This is a genomic window from Pantoea sp. JKS000250 (assembly GCF_003201065.1).
Taxonomy (GTDB): Bacteria; Pseudomonadota; Gammaproteobacteria; order Enterobacterales; family Enterobacteriaceae; genus Pantoea; species Pantoea vagans.
The window spans coordinates 4036696-4055995 of record NZ_QICZ01000001.1; the positions used below are offsets into that span (position 1 = coordinate 4036696).

The 19300-nt window shown below is 54.2% G+C and carries 14 protein-coding genes, 3 tRNA genes and 1 other RNA gene; 9 read left to right on the forward strand and 9 right to left on the reverse strand.

Annotation, left to right across the window (positions count from 1 at the left end; all coding sequences use genetic code 11):
* Positions 1–347: 347 nt before the first annotated feature.
* Positions 348–2729 (forward strand): phosphoenolpyruvate synthase, encoded by a 2382-nt coding sequence (gene ppsA, locus BY447_RS19085; protein ID WP_110331841.1) that lies wholly within the window; start codon positions 348–350, stop codon positions 2727–2729.
* A gap of 70 nt (positions 2730–2799) precedes the next feature.
* Here ppsA and rprA read toward each other — a convergent pair.
* Positions 2800–2907, reverse strand: an RNA gene (rprA, locus tag BY447_RS19090) — antisense sRNA RprA.
* 292 nt (positions 2908–3199) lie between these two features.
* Positions 3200–4318 carry an AI-2E family transporter YdiK gene (gene ydiK, locus BY447_RS19095; RefSeq protein WP_013357693.1) on the reverse strand — a complete coding sequence of 373 codons (1119 nt, stop codon included), beginning with the start codon at positions 4316–4318 and terminating at the stop codon, positions 3200–3202.
* 205 nt (positions 4319–4523) lie between these two features.
* Between ydiK and BY447_RS19100 the strand changes: the two genes are divergently transcribed.
* Positions 4524–7577: an FAD-binding and (Fe-S)-binding domain-containing protein gene (locus BY447_RS19100; RefSeq protein WP_110331964.1), complete on the forward strand. Its 3054-nt coding sequence runs from the start codon at positions 4524–4526 to the stop codon at positions 7575–7577.
* Positions 7578–7610: 33 nt separating this feature from the next.
* Here the strand turns inward: BY447_RS19100 and BY447_RS19105 are convergent, their stop codons facing one another.
* Positions 7611–8015, reverse strand: a complete 405-nt coding sequence (locus BY447_RS19105; protein ID WP_110331965.1) for a hypothetical protein — start codon at positions 8013–8015, stop codon at positions 7611–7613.
* A gap of 388 nt (positions 8016–8403) precedes the next feature.
* On the opposite strand from BY447_RS19105, the gene sufA reads away from it, so the two are divergent.
* The 7 genes from sufA to BY447_RS19140 are packed head-to-tail and all read left to right on the forward strand — an operon-like array spanning position 8404 to position 15066.
* Positions 8404–8778 carry a Fe-S cluster assembly scaffold SufA gene (gene sufA / locus BY447_RS19110; RefSeq protein ID WP_010245637.1) on the forward strand — a complete coding sequence of 125 codons (375 nt, stop codon included), beginning with the start codon at positions 8404–8406 and terminating at the stop codon, positions 8776–8778.
* Positions 8779–8785: 7 nt separating this feature from the next.
* On the forward strand, positions 8786–10279 hold the full coding sequence (gene sufB / locus BY447_RS19115; protein WP_013357696.1) for a Fe-S cluster assembly protein SufB: 1494 nt from the start codon (positions 8786–8788) through the stop codon (positions 10277–10279).
* Between the two features lie 42 nt (positions 10280–10321).
* On the forward strand, positions 10322–11068 hold the full coding sequence (gene sufC, locus BY447_RS19120; protein WP_013357697.1) for a Fe-S cluster assembly ATPase SufC: 747 nt from the start codon (positions 10322–10324) through the stop codon (positions 11066–11068).
* Positions 11043–12323 (forward strand): Fe-S cluster assembly protein SufD, encoded by a 1281-nt coding sequence (gene sufD, locus BY447_RS19125; protein WP_110331842.1) that lies wholly within the window; start codon positions 11043–11045, stop codon positions 12321–12323. Before sufC ends, sufD begins: the two co-directional genes overlap by 26 nt.
* The gene (sufS, locus tag BY447_RS19130; protein ID WP_110331966.1) at positions 12323–13546 is read left to right on the forward strand and encodes a cysteine desulfurase SufS; all 1224 of its coding nucleotides are present in this window, start codon (positions 12323–12325) and stop codon (positions 13544–13546) included. The genes sufD and sufS overlap by 1 nt, the downstream gene beginning before the upstream one ends.
* A 21-nt stretch (positions 13547–13567) precedes the next feature.
* Entirely contained in the window at positions 13568–13984 is a 417-nt protein-coding gene (sufE, locus tag BY447_RS19135) for a cysteine desulfuration protein SufE (RefSeq protein WP_033732484.1), read from the forward strand.
* Positions 13985–14040: 56 nt separating this feature from the next.
* On the forward strand, positions 14041–15066 hold the full coding sequence (locus BY447_RS19140) for a L,D-transpeptidase family protein (protein WP_013357701.1): 1026 nt from the start codon (positions 14041–14043) through the stop codon (positions 15064–15066).
* Positions 15067–15146: 80 nt separating this feature from the next.
* On the opposite strand, the gene BY447_RS19145 is transcribed toward BY447_RS19140, so the two are convergent.
* From BY447_RS19145 to BY447_RS19170, 6 genes are all read right to left on the reverse strand, one after another.
* Positions 15147–15383 (reverse strand): major outer membrane lipoprotein, encoded by a 237-nt coding sequence (locus tag BY447_RS19145; RefSeq protein WP_009090492.1) that lies wholly within the window; start codon positions 15381–15383, stop codon positions 15147–15149.
* A gap of 303 nt (positions 15384–15686) precedes the next feature.
* Positions 15687–17099, reverse strand: a complete 1413-nt coding sequence (gene pykF / locus BY447_RS19150) for a pyruvate kinase PykF (protein WP_033732486.1) — start codon at positions 17097–17099, stop codon at positions 15687–15689.
* A gap of 344 nt (positions 17100–17443) precedes the next feature.
* Positions 17444–17520: transfer RNA gene (locus BY447_RS19155), tRNA-Val, on the reverse strand.
* 11 nt (positions 17521–17531) lie between these two features.
* Positions 17532–17608 (reverse strand) — tRNA-Val (locus BY447_RS19160).
* A gap of 3 nt (positions 17609–17611) precedes the next feature.
* A tRNA-Val gene (locus BY447_RS19165) sits at positions 17612–17688 on the reverse strand.
* Between the two features lie 152 nt (positions 17689–17840).
* The gene (locus tag BY447_RS19170; RefSeq protein ID WP_110331843.1) at positions 17841–19214 is read right to left on the reverse strand and encodes an MATE family efflux transporter; all 1374 of its coding nucleotides are present in this window, start codon (positions 19212–19214) and stop codon (positions 17841–17843) included.
* Positions 19215–19300 lie beyond the last annotated feature (86 nt).

Below are 19300 nucleotides of genomic sequence, written 5' to 3' on the forward strand. Positions count from 1 at the left end.
CCGGATTATTTGTCTGCAGTTTCATCACGCTAACAAAAATGAAAAGGCGTTTCGAGTCGCCGGAATTCTTTTCAAAACGTGGACGGGCCACGAATAGTCCTGCGTCTGTTGCGCAACAAAACAGAATGCTTAAGTGGCTGAAAATCTACCATTTCCTGTCACATCAATCAGTTAGCGAAAAATAGCGACTTTGCGCAACAGCAAAATAATCCGCTCACAATTCCGAAACTGCGGCTGAAATTCTGCTTTAACGATTCAACAGATCGTTATTGATGGGGTGATATGCCAGGCTGAAAACAGCTCACTCTCTGTGTCCATTCATTGATAATTGATAAAGGATAAGCGCGATGTCCACTCAGGAACAGCCATTGGTGCTCTGGTATAACCAGCTTGGTATGCATGATGTTGATCGGGTAGGCGGTAAAAACGCCTCTTTAGGTGAAATGATAACGAATCTGTCGTCGCTGGGCGTTTCCGTACCCAATGGTTTTGCGACCACGTCGTACGCCTTTAACCTGTTTCTCGATCAAAGCGGGCTGAACCAGCGAATTTATGCGCTGCTGGATGAGACGGATATTGATGATGTTGATGCGCTGGCTAAAGCGGGTAAACAGATTCGTCAGTGGGTGGTGGAAACGCCGTTTCTGCCGGAACTGGAGTCCGCCATTCTGGACGCTTATCAGCAACTCTCTGCCGATGATGCGGCCGCGTCGTTTGCCGTCCGCTCCTCTGCCACCGCCGAAGATATGCCCGACGCCTCCTTTGCCGGCCAGCAGGAAACCTTCCTGAATGTGCAGGGCATCGACGCCGTGATGGTGGCGGTCAAGCATGTCTTTGCTTCACTGTTTAATGACCGTGCTATCTCCTACCGCGTGCATCAGGGCTACGACCATCGTGGCGTGGCGCTCTCTGCCGGCATACAGCGCATGGTGCGTTCGGACCTGGCCTCGTCAGGTGTGATGTTCACCATTGATACCGAATCCGGCTTTGATCAGGTGGTCTTCATCACTGCCGCCCTGGGACTGGGTGAGATGGTGGTGCAGGGCGCTGTTAACCCGGATGAGTTCTATGTTCACAAGCCAACGCTGGCGACCGATCGTCCCTCTATCGTGCGTCGCAATATGGGCTCGAAAAAGGTGCGCATGGTGTATGCCGATTCTCAGGCGCATGGCGAACAGGTACGCATTGAAGATGTGCCTGAGGCCGAACGCGACCGATTCTGCCTGAACGATGAGGAAGTGCAGGCGCTGGCGAAGCAGGCAGTGCTGATTGAACAGCACTATCAGCGGCCGATGGATATTGAGTGGGCCAAAGATGGACACACCGGCAAGCTATTCATTGTTCAGGCGCGTCCTGAAACCGTGCGCTCAAATGGCCAGGTAATGGAGCGTTATACGCTGCAGGGTCAGGGCAGCGTCGTCGTTGAAGGGCGAGCCATCGGTCATCGTATCGGCGCAGGCGTGGTGAAAGTCATCCACGATATCAGCGAAATGAGCCGCATTGAAAAAGGCGATGTGCTGGTGACGGACATGACCGACCCGGACTGGGAGCCGATCATGAAAAAGGCGTCAGCCATTGTCACTAACCGAGGCGGACGAACCTGCCATGCGGCGATCATCGCGCGTGAGCTGGGTATTCCAGCGGTAGTAGGCTGTGGCGACGCGACCGATCGGCTGAGAGAGGGCCATCAGGTCACTGTCTCCTGCGCCGAGGGCGACACCGGCTACGTCTATGATCAACTGCTCGACTTCGACGTCACCAGTTCGCAGGTCGATTCGCTGCCTGAGCTGCCACTGAAGATTATGATGAACGTAGGTAACCCCGATCGTGCTTTCGATTTCGCCTGTCTGCCGAACGAAGGTGTTGGCCTGGCGCGACTGGAATTTATTATTAACCGAATGATTGGCGTCCACCCGAAAGCGCTGCTTGAATTTGATCAGCAGACGCCGGAACTGCAGCAGCAGATCCGTAAAATGATGAAAGGATTTGATAATCCGGTGGAGTTTTACATCGCTCGCCTGACGGAGGGAATTGCCACGCTTGGTGCGGCATTTGCACCGAAACGCGTAATTGTCCGACTTTCCGATTTTAAAACCAATGAATATGCCAATCTCGTTGGCGGTGAACGTTATGAGCCGGAAGAAGAAAACCCGATGCTCGGATTCCGTGGCGCAGGTCGCTATGTGGCGGATAACTTCCGCGACTGCTTTGCGCTGGAGTGCGAAGCGGTAAAACGCGTTCGCAACGAGATGGGCCTGACCAACGTCGAAATCATGGTTCCGTTTGTGCGCACGGTGGATCAGGCGCAGGCCGTGGTGGAAGAGCTGGCCCGGCAGGGGTTGAAGCGCGGTGAGAACGGGCTGAAGATCATCATGATGTGCGAGATCCCGTCAAATGCGCTGCTGGCAGAGCAGTTCCTGCAGCACTTTGATGGCTTCTCAATCGGCTCCAACGACATGACCCAGCTGACGCTGGGGCTGGATCGCGATTCCGGCGTCGTCTCTGCGCTGTTTGACGAGCGTAACGAAGCCGTTAAAGCCCTGCTCTCCATGGCGATCAGGGCCGCGAAGCAGCAGGGTAAATATGTCGGCATCTGCGGACAGGGACCGTCAGACCATCAGGATTTTGCCGCATGGCTGATGGAAGAGGGCATTGATAGCCTGTCGCTGAACCCGGACACTGTAGTGGAAACGTGGGTGAGTCTGGCACAGTTAAACAAAACCGCCTGACGACGCTTACAGAAATGATGAAAGGCCCGCACTGCGGGCCTTTTTCTGTTTATAGCTGGTCATATTCAGGCAAAAAAAAAGCCCATCACAGGGGATGGGCAAAGACTACACACAGCAATTCTTTACTCTACTCAGGGGAATCAGGTTGTCTGAAAATCATTAGCTTGATTTCGAACATAGGAAACATGTTATTCATACCGCTGGCTGGCGTCTTTAAGAATCCTCTTATTAGTTTAAAGCCGATAATCTTTTGTCACCTTTACTTCGCCGTTTGACTTAAGAAACAGTGCAGAAAGTAATCTTTTTTAGGCCAGAAAGGTCAAATAAAGGCCAAAGATGGCTTTTTTCTTAAAAATCGCTAATGGAAAACAAAATCTGGCGAGTCTCTGAGAAGGGGTGCGGCTAATCATCATTAACCGCACTAATCAATGCTCACAGGATAGAGTGACACAGCGTGTCATTGCTGTGAATCAGACGGCTGGTGGGGTACCCTCATGATCGGCCAGGGCTTCAGCCACGGCCAGTGGGTCATTATCGGGAGCTGGCGCTTCATGAACCCAGACGGAAACCAGACGGTAGGAAACAGCCAGCACCACTGGCCCGATAAACAGACCAATCATGCCGAAGGCAAACAGGCCACCTATTACGCCAGAGAGGATCAGGATCATCGGCAGGTCTGCACCCATCCGGATTAACATCGGACGCAGAACGTTATCCATCGTGCCCACCACACAACTCCAGACCAGCAGCACGGTTCCCCAGGTAGTATCGCCGCTCCAGTAGAGATAGATAATAGCCGGGACCAGCACCAGAAGCGGACCGAGCTGAACCAGACAGCAGAGGATCATCAGCACCGTTAACAGCGTGGCATAGGGGATACCGGAGATCGCCAGACCGATACCGCCCAGCACGCCCTGCACCAGCGCCGTCACCACCACGCCAAGCGCCACGGCACGAATGGACTGTGCCGCCAGCAGCACGGCGGCATCACCGCGTCGTCCCGCCATGCGGAAAGCAAAATGACGAATGCCCTGTGCAGCCTGCTCGCCGCGCCAGTAAAGCAGCACACTGAACAGCAACATCACGCCCAGATGGATCATAAAGCGGCCGAAATGACCGGCCTGCGCGACAAAAAAGCCGGTAGTACGGCCAATGTAGGGCTGGATTTTAGCCATGATGCCGGCACCGCCGCTCGCCACCAGCGTGTCATAACTGACATAAAGCTTTTTGCCGACCATCGGCACATCCCTGAGCCACAGCAACTGCGGCATCGTATGCCCCTGGGTAACCCAGGCGATGACCGGGGCACTGTTATCGATCAGGCTGCTGACCAGCAGTGCGATAGGGATGATAAACAGCAGCAACAGCAGCATGGTCATCACGATCACCGCCAGCGAACGGCGTCCCCACAACAGGCGCTGGAATTTCAGCATCAATGGCCAGGTCGCAATTACCACCATGCTGGCCCAGGCAAAGCCCAGAATAAACGGCTGCACCACCCATAAACAGGCGACAATCAGCAGCAGAATGAACATCAGGGTAAAGAGTATTTGCGGTAAATCCATATCCCGGTACTGGCTTTTCATCATTGACTCATAACCTCGTCTTAATCCTTCATTTCAGGGCATTCGGATGCCCGTTTTTATCATGATCTATTTGCCAGGGTTTAAACAGCGTCGCGGAGAAAGGTTTTTGTCTTTTCTGAAAAAAGGGCAGCCGCAGAAAAAATATGATAAAACGAGAAATCGCTCACGTATAAACGCAAACGTTTACAACACCTTCGGTCAGACAATCATGATCCCACAGATTTCGCAGGCACCGGGCCTCGTTCAACTGGTGCTGACGTTCCTTGAGTCGCTGAAAGAGCAGGGTTTTACCGGCGACATGGCGACCAGCTATGCCGATCGTCTTTCACTCTCTACCGATAACAGCATCTATCAATTGTTGCCCGACGCGGCGCTCTTTCCGCGTTCGACGGCGGACGTTGCGCTGCTCGCCCGCGTGGCCGGAGAAGCACGCTTTGCCAGCCTGGTATTTACCCCGCGCGGCGGCGGCACTGGCACTAACGGTCAGTCACTGAATCAGGGCATTGTGGTGGACATGTCGCGCTACATGAACCGCATCCTGGAGATCAATACCGATGAGGGCTGGGTGCGGGTCGAAGCTGGCGTCATCAAAGATCAGCTGAATGCCTGGCTGAAGCCTTTCGGCTTTTTCTTTTCGCCTGAACTGTCCACCAGTAACCGCGCCACGCTGGGCGGCATGATCAATACCGACGCGTCGGGTCAGGGTTCGCTGGTCTATGGTAAAACCTCAGACCATGTACTGGGCCTGCGCGCCGTGCTGCTGGGCGGCGATATTCTTGATACGCGACCAATGGCCACCGCGCTGGCTGAAACGCTGGCGCAGACGGCAACCCCCGAAGGCCGTATTTATCAGCAGGTGCTGATGCGCTGCCGCGAGCACCGGGATCTGATTCTGGAAAAGTTTCCCAGGCTGAATCGCTTCCTGACCGGGTACGACCTGCGCCACGTCTTCAGCGACGATATGCAAACCTTCGACCTGACGCGCCTGCTCTGTGGTGCCGAGGGCACGCTGGCTTTTGTTACTGAGGCACGTCTCGATATCACCCCGCTGCCGAAAGTGCGGCGGCTGGTAAACATTAAATATGACTCCTTCGATTCCGCCCTGCGTAACGCACCCTTTATGGTGGACGCGCAGGCGCTGTCAGTTGAGACCGTTGACTCCAAAGTGCTGAACCTGGCGCGGGAAGATATCGTGTGGCACTCAGTGCGTGAATTGATTGCTGACGTACCCGATAAAGAGATGCTGGGTCTGAACATCGTTGAGTTCGCCGGTGATAACGCCGCACTCATCGATCAGCAGATAGAAAAACTGTGTGCCCGGCTTGATGCGCTGATGCAGCAGCAGCAGGGCGGCGTGATTGGCTATCAGTTCTGTAACGATTTGGCGGGCATTGAGCGCATCTATAACATGCGTAAAAAAGCGGTGGGCCTGCTGGGAAATGCTAAAGGCCGGGCTAAGCCGATTCCGTTTGTCGAAGATACCGCCGTTCCGCCGGAAAAACTGGCGGACTACATTGTCGAGTTTCGCGCGCTGCTCGACAGCCACGGCCTGAGCTACGGCATGTTTGGTCACGTCGATGCAGGCGTACTGCACGTGCGTCCGGCGCTGGATATGTGCGATCCGCAGCAGGAGATGATGATGAAACAGATCTCCGACGAAGTGGTGGCGCTGACCGCGCGCTATGGCGGCCTGCTGTGGGGCGAACATGGTAAAGGGTTCCGCGCCCAGTACAGTCCGGCATTCTTCGGCGAGACGCTTTTTAATGAGTTGCGCCGCATCAAAGCGGCCTTTGACCCGCTTAACCGCCTGAATCCGGGTAAAATCTGTACGCCCTTTAACAGCAACGACGAAATGATGCAGGTCGATGCGGTGAAGCGCGGAACATACGATCGGCAGATTCCGTTAACGGTCCGGGATGAATGGCGTGGAGCGATGGAGTGTAACGGCAACGGGTTATGTTTCAATTTTGATGCCCGCAGCCCGATGTGCCCGTCAATGAAGATCACCCGCAACCGTATTCACTCGCCAAAAGGGCGGGCAACGCTGACGCGGGAGTGGCTGCGACTGCTGGCCGGGCAGGGCGTCGATCCGCTGGCACTGGAAAAGCAGCTGCCGGAAAACAGCCTGTCGCTACGCGGGCTGATCGCCCGTACCCGCAACAGCTGGCACGCCAGTAAAGGGGAGTATGACTTCTCGCACGAGGTGAAAGAGGCGATGTCCGGCTGTCTGGCCTGCAAAGCCTGCTCCACCCAGTGTCCGATTAAAATTGACGTGCCCGCATTCCGCTCGCGCTTTCTGCAGCTCTATCACACCCGTTATCTGCGCCCGGTCAGCGATCACCTGGTGGCGGCGGTCGAAGGCTATGCGCCTCTGATGGCGAAGGCGCCAAAAGTATTTAACTTCTTCCTGCGCCAGCCGTGGATGAAAGAGTTAAGCAAAACGCATATCGGCATGGTCGATCTGCCGCTGCTTTCGTCTCCTAACCTGAAACAGCAGCTCAGTGGCCATCCCGCCATGAACATGACGCTGGAACAGCTGGAAGGACTGTCAGCTACGGAGCGCGCCAGCTGTGTGCTGGTGGTACAGGATCCCTTTACCAGCTTCTATGAGGCACAGCTGGTTAACGATTTTGTCAGGCTGATTGAGAAGCTGGGGCATCGCCCGGTGCTGCTGCCTTTCTCGCCAAACGGTAAAGCGCAGCACGTGAAAGGCTTCCTGCAACGTTTCGCCCGCACGGCAGCCCGTACCGCCGATTTTCTTAATCGGGTCGCAAAACTGGAACTGCCGATGGTGGGCGTCGATCCGGCTACCGTGCTCTGCTATCGCGATGAGTATCGTCAGACGCTGGGTGAATCGCGCGGCGACTTCAGCGTATTGCTGGTGCATGAATGGTTAGAGCGTGCCCTGGCAGAACGTGAGGTGCAGGCCACGGGCGGGGAGTCCTGGTATCTGTTTGCGCACTGCACCGAGGTAACCGCGCTGCCTTCAGCGCCCACCCAGTGGCAGGCGATTTTCTCCCGTTTTGGCGCAAAGCTGGAGAACATCAATGTAGGTTGCTGCGGCATGGCGGGCACGTATGGGCACGAAAGTCAGAACCTCGAAAACTCGCTTGGGATCTATGCGCTCTCCTGGCATCCGCAGCTTCAGCGACTGCCGCGCCAGCGCTGTCTGGCCACCGGCTATTCATGCCGCAGCCAGGTCAAGCGTGTGGAAGGCAACGGCATGCGCCATCCGCTTCAGGCATTGTTAACGCTAATGTAAAAAAATTGTGCGCGACGTCACGCCGTGGCTGGATTAGAATATCCAGCCTGCGTGACGCACGAAGTCACTTTGCAGCACGGTGGCTTTGTTCCACTCTCCGACCATGGCCAGTTGATGGCAGAGGCGGGTCAGGGACAATCGCGCCAGTTGATAGGCCTGAAGGCGAAACAGGCGATCGCGATCGCTGTTTCCCATCTCCAGCACCAGCCGGTGATGCAGTTTACCCATCGCATGAAGGTAACTCTGGTCGTCACCGTTCAACTGGCAGACTTCTGCCATATCCTGACAGGCATCGTTAAACTGACGTAACTGATGAATCGTGCAGTCGGCCCGGTCGAGTTTTGCCTGCGCCATATAAAAGTCGACGGTGATATCACGCACCGAAAACTGGTATTCGTCGATTTTATGCTGCAGCCAGGCGGAGACAGAAAGCATCATGGCGTCACCCTGAATGTTAATGATAATAATTATCATATTCATCCATGCCGGGATTGCAATTGCAGGACAGAAAAATTTATCGATTTATCCTGCCTGTCGGTATAATCGGAAATAACAATCTGTTTACATCGGAGAAAGGCGTAACCTATCAATAAGCATTTTTATCAAAAATGGTTATTTCAAATAGAGTGATTTATTAATAGGTTATCACTGGCTTATTGAGGCTGACTCTGTTCACGCAGGATGAACGGAAGCAGCTATGCTTAATAATTGAGCAAATAAAACAGCACAAGATGATTATCCCTGCAAAACAAGAGGTTGAAGTGATTGGTCAGATCACTACCATAGGGGGATAGCCTGAAAAGGTCCGGACTCAAGAGGTATCAACATGGCATCTGTTAATACAGACTCTTTCTCACCCGACGATTTTGTCTGGAAAGGTCTGACGCTGACTGAAACCGCAGCGCAACAAATTCTCAATCTGGCGGCTCAGGACCCTGACGTCAAGGGTCTGCGTCTGGGCGTAAAACAATCCGGCTGTGCCGGGTTCGGCTACGTCATGGATCTGGTGAAAGAACCCGTCGAAGACGATCTGCAGTTCTCATTCCACGGCGCAACGCTGTTTGTGCCGCTACAGGCGATGCCATTCGTTGATGGCACTGAACTGGATTATGTTCGTGAAGGCCTGAATCAGATTTTTAAATTCAATAACCCTAAAGCTCAGCACGCCTGCGGGTGCGGTGAGAGCTTTGGCGTCGAGTAAGTGAAATATGTCACGACACAGCGAAACATCTGACGATGTACAAATCTGGGAAGGCAAGCTCAACTATAAAGAGGGCTTCTTTACCCAACTGCAGACCGAAGAATTTGCCAACGGCATCAATGAAGATGTGGTGCGGGCGATCTCGGCCAAGCGTAACGAGCCAGAGTGGATGCTGGAGTTTCGTCTTAAAGCGTTTCGTGCCTGGCTTGAAATGGAAGAGCCACACTGGCTGAAAGCCCACTACGAAAAACTCGACTATCAGGATTACAGCTACTACTCCGCGCCCTCCTGCGGTAACTGCGATGACACCTGTGCCTCAGAGCCGGGTGTGACCCAGGCTTCCGGCAGCGCGCCAGCCAGCGACTACCTGACGCAGGAAGTAGAGAACGCCTTTAATCAGCTGGGTGTGCCGGTGCGTGAAGGGCGGGAAGTGGCGGTTGATGCCATTTTTGACTCCGTTTCGGTGGCAACCACCTATCGCGGCAAGCTGGCGGAGCAGGGGATTATCTTCTGTTCATTCGGCGAAGCGATTCAGGAACACCCGGAGCTGGTGAAGCAGTATCTCGGTACGGTGGTTCCGGCTAACGATAACTTCTTTGCGGCACTGAACTCGGCGGTCGCCTCTGACGGCACCTTCGTTTATATCCCGAAAGGGGTTCGCTGCCCGATGGAGCTGTCGACCTATTTCCGCATCAACGCGGCGAAAACCGGTCAGTTTGAACGCACCATCCTGATTGCCGATGAAGACAGCTACGTCAGCTATATCGAAGGTTGTTCAGCCCCCGTGCGTGACAGCTATCAGCTGCATGCCGCCGTGGTGGAAGTGATCATCCATAAAAATGCTGAAGTGAAATATTCGACGGTTCAGAACTGGTTCCCTGGCGGCGAAGGCGAGGGCGGTATCCTCAACTTCGTGACCAAGCGTGCGCTGTGTGAAGGTGACCACAGCAAGATGTCCTGGACCCAGTCTGAAACCGGTTCAGCGATCACCTGGAAATACCCGAGCTGCATTCTGCGCGGGGACTACTCGGTAGGTGAGTTCTATTCGGTGGCACTGACCAGTGGTCGTCAGCAGGCCGATACCGGCACCAAGATGATCCATATTGGTAAAAACACCAAATCGACCATTATCTCTAAAGGGATTTCGGCCGGTAAAAGTCAGAACACTTATCGTGGTCTGGTGAAAATCATGCCAACTGCCACCAATGCCCGTAACTTTACGCAGTGTGACTCAATGCTGATTGGCCCTGATTGCGGCGCACATACCTTCCCGTATGTCGAAACCCGCAACAATACCGCCCAGCTTGAGCATGAAGCCACGACCTCACGTATCGGCGAAGATCAGATGTTCTACTGTCTGCAACGCGGTATCAGTGAAGAAGACGCCATCTCGATGATCGTGAACGGCTTCTGTAAAGACGTATTCTCGGAGCTGCCACTGGAATTTGCTGTGGAAGCCCAGAAATTGTTAGCCATCAGCCTTGAGCACAGTGTGGGCTGATGCCGTCACACGCCTTGCCGGAAGCAATGTGAAGGAATAAGAATGTTAAGCATTAAAGATTTGCAGGTCAGTGTTGAAGATAAAGCCATTCTGCGTGGCCTGAATCTCGAAATTAAACCGGGCGAAGTGCATGCCATCATGGGGCCGAACGGCTCCGGTAAAAGTACGCTGTCAGCGACGCTGGCAGGCCGTGAAGATTATGAAGTGACCGGCGGTTCAGTCAGCTTCAAAGGTAAAGATCTGCTGGAACTGGCCCCTGAAGAGCGTGCCGGTGAAGGCATCTTTATGGCCTTCCAGTATCCGGTAGAGATTCCGGGCGTCAGCAACCAGTTCTTCCTGCAAACCTCGGTCAACGCGGTACGTAAATATCGTCAGCAGGACGAGCTGGATCGCTTTGATTTCCAGGACTTCATTGAAGAGAAAATTCATCTGCTGAAGATGCCGGAAGATCTGCTGACTCGTTCCGTTAACGTTGGCTTCTCCGGTGGTGAGAAGAAGCGTAACGACATTCTGCAGATGGCGGCGCTTGAACCTGAGCTTTGCATCCTGGACGAAACTGACTCCGGTCTGGATATCGATGCGCTGAAAATCGTCGCGAATGGCGTAAACAGCCTGCGTGATGAGAAGCGTGCCTTTATCATCGTGACCCACTACCAGCGTATTCTGGATTACATCAAGCCAGACTTCGTTCATGTTCTGTATCAGGGCAAAATCGTGAAATCTGGCGACTTCTCGCTGGTGAAACAGCTGGAGGAGCAAGGTTATGGCTGGCTTACCGACGAAGAGTGATTCTGCGCTGCAACAGTGGCATCACCTGTTTGAATCGCGCGGCGACGTGCGTTCTCTGCAGGCACAGCAGCACTGGCAGCAACTGATGCGTGTTGGTCTGCCAACCCGCAAGCATGAAAACTGGAAGTACACGCCGCTGGACACGCTGCTGTCCCAGCAGTTTGTGCTGCCCGATGCGCCGCAGACCCTGAGCGCTGAACAGGTTGATGCACTGGCCCTGCCGCTGGATGCCATCCGTCTTGTGTATGTGGATGGTCAGTTCCAACCCGCCTTCAGCAGCCGCGACGTCGAACTGTTTGAGGTTCAGCACAGCGTGGCCGCCGAGCGCCGTCCGCTGCCCGCTGCGGTTCAGCCGGAAGTCTTCCTGCATCTGACTGAGAGCCTGGCAGAGGAGGTGACGACCCTGCGTCTGGCACGCGGTAAAGCCGCTGCCCGTCCGGTCTATCTGCTGCATATCACCAGCGGTCAGCAGACGGGCATGAACACCGTTCATTATCGCCATCATCTGCAGCTGGAAGAGAGTGCCGAAGCGGAAGTCATTGAGCACTACGTCTCTCTGGATGAGCGCGCCCATTTCACCGGCACGCGCTTTACCTTTGCGATTGGTGACAATGCGAAACTGACTCACACTAAGCTCGCCTTTGAAAGCAGCGCCAGCTATCACTTTGCGCATAACGATCTGGTGATTGGCAACGATGGCCAGGTCAGCAGCACCAGCTTCCTGCTGGGTGCGGGCCTGTCGCGTCACAACACCAGTACTCAGCTGAATGGCGAAAATACCACGCTGGCAATTAACAGCCTGGTACTGCCGGTGAAACAGGAAGTGGCGGATACCCGTACTTACCTGGAGCACAACAAAGGCCACTGTATCAGCCGCCAGATGCATAAAACCATCGTGCGTGACAAAGGGCGTGCGGTGTTTAACGGTCACATCAAAGTGGCACAGCATGCGCTGAAGACCGACGGGCAGATGACCAATAACAACCTGTTACTGGGCAAGCTTTCTGAAGTCGACACCAAGCCGCAGCTCGAAATTTACGCGGATGACGTTAAATGCAGCCACGGTGCTACCATTGGTCGTATCGACGATGAGCAGATGTTCTATCTGCGTTCTCGCGGTATTGAGCAGGATGCGGCGCAGACCATGATTATTCATGCGTTTGCAGCCGAACTCACCGAGACACTTGAAAATGAAGTGATGCGTCAGGCCGTACTGCAGCGTATCGCACAACGTTTTCCCGGAGGCGACGTATGATGAACTTCGATCTCGAACGCATCAGGGCTGATTTTCCTATCCTGAAGCGTGAGGTCAACGGTCATCCGCTGGCCTATCTTGACAGTGCAGCCAGCGCACAGCGTCCCCTGTCGGTGATTAACGCCGAGAGTCATTTCTATCAGCACGGCTATGCGGCCGTGCATCGTGGTATCCATACGCTGAGCCAGCAGGCGACCAGCGATATGGAGAACGTGCGCGATCAGGCTGCCCGTTTCATTAATGCCGGGTCCCAGGAAGAGATTATCTTCGTTAAAGGCACCACTGAAGGCATCAACCTGGTGGCGAATACCTGGGGCAGCAGTAACCTCAGGTCTGGCGACAACCTGATCATCACGGAGATGGAGCATCACGCCAACATCGTGCCGTGGCAGATGCTGGCGCAGCGTACCGGCGCAGAAGTGCGTGTGCTGCCCTTAAATGACAACGGTGAACTGGCGCTGGAGCAACTGGCGGGGCTGATCGACAGCCGCACGCGGTTGCTGGCCGTGACGCACGTGTCAAACGTGCTCGGCACCGTTAACCTGGTTAAAGCCATCGTTGCCCAGGCAAAAGCCGCTGGCGTGATTACGCTGGTGGATGGCGCGCAGGCCGTGATGCATGACAAAGTGGATGTGCAGGATATCGGCTGCGACTTCTACGTCTTCTCCAGCCATAAACTCTACGGTCCGAATGGCGTCGGTATTCTCTATGGGCGCAAAGCGCTGCTGGATGAGATGCCACCGTGGGAAGGCGGCGGTTCGATGATCGGTCAGGTCATGCTGCCCACCGGCACCACCTGGAATAGTGCGCCATGGCGTTTTGAAGCAGGCACACCGAACACCGGGGGCATTATCGGCTTTGGCGCGGCGATGGCCTATGTGCAGGCGCTGGGACTGGATACCATTCATCAGCGCGAGACGGCACTGATGAACTATGCGCTCGATAAGCTGGGCACCGTTCCGGATATTCAGATCTACGGCCCACAGTCACGTGCCGGTGTTATTGCCTTCAACCTGGGCAAACATCATGCCTTTGATGTCGGCAGTTTCCTGGATCAATATGGTATTGCCATCCGCACCGGACATCACTGTGCGATGCCGCTGATGCAGCACTACAATGTCCCGGCGATGTGCCGTGCCTCCTTCACCTTCTATAACAGTGAAGAGGAAGTGGATCGTCTGGCTGCCGGTTTGACGCGTATTCATCGTCTGCTGGGCGGCTGAACAGTTTTAACGGAGTCACTGATGGCGAATTTGCCTGAAAAAGAGAAACTGGTTCGCAATTTCAACCGTTGCGCTAACTGGGAAGAGAAGTATCTCTACATTATCGAACTGGGTTCAAAGCTTCCGGAATCTTCTGAAACATTACACCAGCCGGAAAACGCGATTTCGGGTTGTCAGAGTCAGGTGTGGATCAGAATGACCCCGCAGGCAGATGGCACCATCGCATTTGAAGGTGATAGCGATGCCGCTATCGTTAAAGGTCTGATTGCTATTGTATTTAGTCTGTATCAGAACCTGCCACCCGCCGAAATTCTGGCGCTGGATGTGCGCCACTGGTTTGGCGAACTGGCCCTGGTGCAGCACCTGACGCCCACCCGGTCGCAGGGGCTGGAGGCGATGATTCGGTCTATTCGCCATACCGCTCAGAACCTCAGCTAAGTTACACTCGACAGACGCCATCCGGCGTCTGTTTTTTTATCTGACGAGAAAATTGCATGAAACCTGCTTTACGTTTAGCCGGTGCATTGCTGCTGACCTGCTTTGGGCTCTCTGCACCCGCATTCGCCACCGAATACCCGCTGCCACCGCCTGACAGTCGCCTGATTGGCGAAAACGTTCTGACTCAGGTTCCTGATGATAAACAACCCCTGGAATCAATCGCGGCCCGCTACCAGGTCGGGCTACTGGGCATGCTGGAGGCGAATCCCGGGACCGATCCCTGGTTGCCCAAAGCGGGTACCCAGCTGACGGTGCCGCTACAGATGATCCTGCCTGATACGCCGCGCGAAGGGATTGTGGTGAATCTGGCCGAACTGCGTCTCTACTACTATCCCAAAGGGGAAGATAAGGTCATCGTCTATCCTATCGGCATTGGTCAGCTGGGGGCGGCAACACCAGTCATGGTGACGCAGATCAGCCAGAAAATCCCGAATCCCACCTGGACGCCCACCCCGAACATCCGCAAGCGTTACGCCAAAGAGGGCATTACATTACCTGGCGTGGTACCCGCTGGACCGGATAACCCGATGGGGCAGTTTGCCATGCGTCTGGCGCGTGGCACCGGGCAGTATCTGATCCACGGTACCAATGCGAAGTTTGGCATCGGCATGCGGGTCAGTTCAGGCTGCATCCGTCTGCGTTCTGAGGACATAGAAGCGCTGTTTAACGCAGCCCCAAAAGGGACGCGGGTTCAGATCATCAATCAGCCGGTGAAGTATGCTGTGGAGCCGGATGGGAAACGCTACGTGGAAGTGCATCAGCCGCTGTCCCGTAATGATAAAGACGATCCGCAGACTATGCCCATTGCGATCGGCAGTGACCTGAAGAAATTCATGAAGAGTGAGAAGAGTGATAGCGCGCTGATTAAAGCCAGCTTAACGCGACGCTCAGGCATGCCTGTACTGGTCAGCAGTGGCGAGCCGGTGCAGAGTGATACCGTGCCGCCTGCGGGGCTGGAGAGTGCCTCTGCGGGCGCGAATAGCCCGGATGGGCAGGCCGAAGGTAAAGCTGCGCAGCCCTGAAAGGATGAGTGCCTGAAAGGGCACTGAATTTTGGGCAAAAAAAATGGCGCCTTAAAGGCGCCATTTTTAAACCAGAACTCTTACTTACGGTAAGAGTGAGCCTGGTTGTCCAGACGCTGGTTAGCGCGAGCTGCGTCATCTTTAGCAGCCTGAACGTCTGAACGCACTGCGTTCACGTCGTTGCTCAGCTGATCAACTTTAGCGTTCAGAGTCTGAACGTCTGAAGACAGCTGGTCGATTTTAGCGTTGCTTGAGCAACCAGCCAGCAGAGTTGAAGCCAGAACTACCGCGCCCAGTACCAGTTTAGTACGATTCATTATTTATACCCTCTAGATTGAGTTAATCTCCATGTAGCGTTACAAGTATTACACAAAGCTTTTTAAGTTGAGAATAAATTTTTGATGAGAAGATGCTTAAATTTGATCGTTCGCTCAAAGAAGCAGCGAATCCCAGAATATGATAAAAAAATTTAGCGAAAACAGAGAGATTTAATCGGATTAACCTTAATATTAAGAGTATTTGAATAGTTATTTTCGATTGGAATTTTCCGGGATTTGGTTTAAGCAGAAATAAAAAAAGCGCCTCGTTAAGGCGCTTTAAAATAATGGCAAAAAAGAGTTTTACAGTACGTGTACAGAAGCGGTGTTGGTAGTTCCGCTTGGTACTAATGCACCTGATACCAGCACCACAACATCGCCTTTCTGACCATAACCACTTTCCAGCGCCGCTTCTTTACCCAGACGATAGAAATCATCGGTTGAGGCGATTTCAGTGACCAGACGCGTCTCAATCCCTTTGCTCAGGATCAGCTGACGTGCGGTGGTCTGATTGGTCGTCAGTGCCAGAATGGTGGCGTTCGGGAAATATTTACGTACGGCTTTAGCAGACTTACCGCCTTCGGTCGCGACCACAATCAGTGGTGCTTCCAGCTTCTCAGCTGTCTCTACCGCGCCACGGCAGACTGCTTCAGTGATACGCAGTTTGCGGGTATCGTTCTGGCTGTCGATGCGTGACTTCATGACGCGGTCGGTACGCTCACAGATGGTCGCCATGATGGTGACCGACTCCAGCGGATAACGACCCTTAGCGCTCTCACCAGACAGCATGACTGCATCGGTACCATCGAGGATGGCGTTCGCCACGTCACCGGCTTCTGCGCGGGTAGGGCGCGGGTTCTTGATCATTGAATCAAGCATTTGCGTCGCGGTGATAACCACTTTGCGTGCTTTATTACATTTTTTGATCATCATCTTCTGCGCGAAGATCACTTCTTCAACCGGGATCTCAACACCCAGGTCACCACGCGCAACCATGATGCCGTCAGACGCTTCGAGGATTTCGTCGAAATTATTCAGGCCTTCCTGGTTTTCGATTTTAGAGATGATCTGGATATGCTCGCCGCCGTGCTGTTTCAGGTGCTCACGAATTTCCAGCACGTCTGAACGTTTACGGATGAACGAGGCGGCAACAAAGTCTACGCCCTGCTCACAACCAAAAATCAGGTCGCGCTTGTCTTTTTCAGCCAGTGCAGGCAGCTGGATGGAGACGCCTGGCAGGTTAACGCCTTTGTTCTCACCCAGATCGCCATTGTTCAGGACTTTACACACGACGGTATTTTCGGTGACTTCGGTCACTTCCATGCCAATCAGGCCATCATCGACCAGCACGGTGTTACCAATTTTCAGGTCGGCTGTGAAACCCGGGTAGGTCACCGCAACGCGCTCGCTGTTGCCGATCACACTCTGGTCGGTGGTGAAGGTAAAGGTCTGGCCTGCTTTCAGCGCCGCATCGTTGCCGCCTTCCAGCTTCATGGTGCGGATTTCAGGGCCTTTGGTGTCCAGCAGGATAGCCGCCTGACGACCGGTTTTTTGCATGACAGCACGCATATTAGTAATGCGTTGACCATGCTCGGCGTAGTCGCCGTGAGAGAAGTTAAGACGCATAACATTCATGCCCGCTTCAAGCAGTTGAGTCAGCATCTCTTCGGATTCGGTTTTCGGGCCGATTGTACAAACGATTTTAGTCTTTTTCATGACGGATTTTCTGTAAGTTGTGATGGATGAATAAGGGCGAAATCCGATGGCAGCGCATCGAAGTGAAAATTCTGATTGAGACTGAAATGGGCAGTACTGAGTAAGAATAGGTGACGAAGGCCAGGCGTGCAGGGAAGTTGTGCGGTTACGGTTGGTAACCACCACGCTGTTGTTGCGCAAATCATTTGAGTTATCGCAGTAAGCACGTGATCGCTGAAACCTTTCAAGTAAGCAACGCGGGACAGTATAGACGCTAAGTATGCGAAAACCAATCAAAAAGCAGAAGGGGAAGCGATGCAGATCAATAAAAGGGAGAGTTGCGCAAGCTGAAGAAATTCTGAAAGTGGTGCGCTCTAATGGACTCGAACCATCGACCCCCACCATGTCAAGGTGGTGCTCTAACCAACTGAGCTAAGAGCGCATACTGAATATTGGTGCGTCCGAGTGGACTCGAACCACCGACCCCCACCATGTCAAGGTGGTGCTCTAACCAACTGAGCTACGGACGCACTTGGTGCGCTCTAATGGACTCGAACCATCGACCCCCACCATGTCAAGGTGGTGCTCTAACCAACTGAGCTAAGAGCGCAACATGCTGTCAGGGCGACAGCGGGGACGAATATTAACGGCAGCGCAGAAGCCTGGCAAGGGGAAAATAGTTTTTTCGCCATGACTGAGCAGCAACTGTGCTAACCGTCGTTTTTTTCGTCATTGCGGGCCATAAATAGCCCGCTTTTACGGTTATCGCGCTGCGCGCGCCAGGATGATTTCCGCAGGTGACCGCTGTAAGCGTCTGATGCGCCAGATCATCATTACCGCCGCAGAGGTCAGACCGATAATAAAGCCGCACCAGAAGCCCGCAGGCCCCATCCGGGGCACCAGCCAGTCGGTCAGCGCCAGCAGATAGCCAGCGGGTAGTCCCAGCAGCCAGTAAGCGATAAAAGTAATAAAGAAAATCGAGCGCGTATCTTTATAGCCGCGCAGGATCCCGCTGCCAATCACCTGTATCGAGTCTGAGAACTGATAAATCGCTGCCAGCAGCATCAGCTGCGCTGCCAGTGTGACCACTTCGGGGTTGTCGTTATAGAGCAGGGCAATCTGATGACGAAACGTCACGGTAAAAATGGCGGTCAGCGCTGCCATGCTGATGCCCACACCCTGGGCGGTCCAGGCGGCGACTTTTGCCTGCTCGGTAGAGCCCTGGCCCAGACGATAACCGACACGGATGGTGGTCGCCACACCCAGCGACAGCGGCATCACGAACATCAGTGAACTGAAATTCAGGGCAATCTGGTGGCCAGCCACGTCAACGATGCCCAGCGGTGAAACCAGCAGGGCCACAACGGCAAACAGCGTGACCTCAAAGAACAGCGCCAGTGCTACCGGCAATCCCAGCGTCATGAGACGGCTCAGAATCGGACGCGAAGGCGGTGACCAGAGACTCTCCAGCCGGATATCGCGCATGCTGCCCATCCGGCGTACCCAGAAGCGCATGCAGATAAACATCACCCAGTAGACCGATGCCGTTGCCACGCCGCAGCCGACACCACCCAACGCGGGCATGCCGAAATGGCCGTAGATAAAGACATAGTTCAGCGGGATGTTAAACATCAGGCCCAGAAAGCCCAGCACCATGCCGGGTTTGGTTTTCGACAGCCCCTCGCACTGATTACGCAGCACCTGAAAGAAGAGATAGCCTGGCGCGCCGAACAGCAGGGCGTGCAGATAGCCCTCGGCTTTAAGCGCCAGCGCGGGATCGATGTCATGCATCGCCCGGATAAGATAACCGGCGTGCCACAGCAGCACCATAATCAGCAGCGAGACAAAAAAGGCGAGCCAGTAGCCCTGGCGGATCTGTTCGCCGATGCGTTCGCGGCGGCCTGAACCGTTGAGTTGCGCAACGGTGGGCGTCAATGCAAGCAGAAGACCATGACCAAACAGGATGGCAGGAAGCCAGACAGAGGTGCCGACAGCAACGGCGGCCATATCCGTGGCGCTGACTGCGCCGGCCATAATGGTATCCACAAATCCCATTGCGGTTTGGGCCACCTGAGCAAGGATGACCGGAATCGCTAGGGCCAGCAATTGACGCGCTTCTGTTAAATACTTCTGCACGTTAACACCTGACTTATTAAATGAATTAAAAGGGCAGAAAGCCCGGGGAATAGCGCGAACCAGTGTAACCGGGGTAACAGAATTCG